This window comes from Candidatus Obscuribacterales bacterium (assembly GCA_036703605.1).
GTDB lineage: Bacteria > Cyanobacteriota > Cyanobacteriia > RECH01 > RECH01 > RECH01.
The window spans coordinates 1-1,857 of the sequence record DATNRH010001012.1 but is presented as its reverse complement, the minus strand read 5'-3'; the positions used below and the strand labels follow the sequence as shown (position 1 = coordinate 1,857).

Annotated in this window: 2 protein-coding genes; both read left to right on the top strand. The window is 55.4% G+C overall.

The genetic code is table 11. The annotated features are described in order from the left end of the window. Positions 1-202: hypothetical protein (locus V6D20_20685; protein HEY9818197.1), on the top strand; the 202-nt coding region annotated here is incomplete at its 5' end. A 1,407-nt stretch (positions 203-1,609) separates the two neighbouring features. Beyond that, positions 1,610-1,753, top strand: coding sequence for a hypothetical protein (locus V6D20_20680; GenBank protein ID HEY9818196.1), 144 nt, complete (start codon positions 1,610-1,612; stop codon positions 1,751-1,753). The last annotated feature ends 104 nt before the right edge of the window (positions 1,754-1,857 follow it).

Sequence of the window (1,857 nt, the reverse complement as noted above, 5' to 3'; positions counted from 1 at the left end):
CCTCCTGGGCATGTCGACACTGCTTGGCAGCAGCGCCAGTGCGACACAGCTGGGAGAAGCTGTGTCCCCGACGGATGGCATCATGCGTTACGAACATATCACAGAACTCACACCGGGGAAGAGGCACTGGGCCTTCTTCAGGGATGTGGATAACGTCCAGTGGATGACGATGCATGAAATGGATCCGGAGACCTCTCCTTGAGGATGCCCTTCCCGGGCATCCTTCAACTGGACAGTCAACTGAGTTGGCTATCCGTGGGAAACTACACACGTAAGGTGCCGTTGCTGCCACTGGTGCTGTGCCTATTGCAGGCTGCATCTCAGTGGAGTGTTGGCTACGCATATGTTGCCGGAGAGACCCAGCGGAGAGCTCAGCATTGCAGACCTGACAGTGCACCTTACGGCGCTTACGCTGCATGTATGAGTCTCCATCACCCTCCATTCGGCGGTGGTAAGCCGCCTGGGAGAGGGGCCCTGGGATGGGAGCTGGGTGGCAGATCATTGCCTTAGTCTTGTTCACGTTGCACTGCAGACCAATACGCCGAAAGAGGCTCACCAGGACATCAAATGCCCATTGGAGCCACTGATGGTCTCGTGCTCCGACGAGGCCATCATCAGCATAAAACAGTGCTAGCTTTTCAGCTACCAACTGTTGAAAGCCGTGTTGAACAGTAGCCGGCCGATCAGGAACAACCTGAGTGAGCCAGTACCGTAAAACAGCGTCTTCTACCACGTTAAATAGTGTCGGCATGTAGATACACCCTTGGGTGCCTCCACGAGTGGCTCCGAAGGGCTCCCCATGGAATCCACTCTGCCTTGCCACCATTTGTTGTCGAGTCCAGAGAGTATCCAACAGGCGGCGTGCCCGTGGACCTACGCCATATCCCTCTAAAATCAACAGTGCTCGTCGGCGATCCATCGTATCATAGGCCTTCTTGAGATCAATAAAGAGCTCATAGAAGGGTACCTGATGGATGGCAGCTAGCTGTTGGGCCAGCTTGGCTTCGATGATGGCGGTGTCAGTGCCTCGGTGGGCCCGGAACCCATGGAGGCAATCATGAAACTTGACGCCTTGCTTTGTGCGCGAGTCGACAATTTTCATTAGCACCTTCCAGATGACATCTAGAAGGCCAATGCCCCTGACACCGCCGTCGTCCTTTGGGAGAAGGACGACAGTTGCCCAGGTGGCCTCCGTTGGGAGGTCGCCTGAGGCGTAGCAATGTTGAACCAAAGACACCACCGTGTCCCAAGGTTCGCGTTGGGCTGGAGTTGCCTCGTTGCCTTCCGCGACTCTCAACCAATCCTTTAATTGGTCGACTCGCAGGCCCGATGGGCCGGGAGCCTTTCCCGATCGAAGTCCTTGCACTGCAGTTGCAACTTCGTATGGTGACGGGACGTCATCAGAGATGTTGAAAGGGTCCACTACCACGGGGATTGGGTCACCAAGATTGGCTTCCGCTTCCTTCGTGTATAGTGCAACACGCTCCTGTGTCACCGCCTCCAAGTCCTTCCGAGAGGGCTTGGGGACTCTGTCGCTAGCCTCGCGGTACCAGGCTTTGAGACAGTTCCAAGCTCCCTGAAGGTCATCCGCCTGCAGGGATGCCTCAATATGGGCTCCTGCTTTTTCAACCCGCAGTTTCCGGTCAGCCTTCAGCGACTGTTGGATTTGCCGGTTGAGGCGGCGGCCTTCCGCTTGAATCGCTCCATCATCGTTGATTTGGCGGCGCCGAAGCGCTGCCTTTTGGTCAACTAACTTCCAGGTGTTGTCAGATATCCAAGCCCTCTTGGGATGAGATTTCCTTTGAGGTAACAAATGGTCTACGAATTTTTCTTCAAAGTCCCATACTGCCCAATACA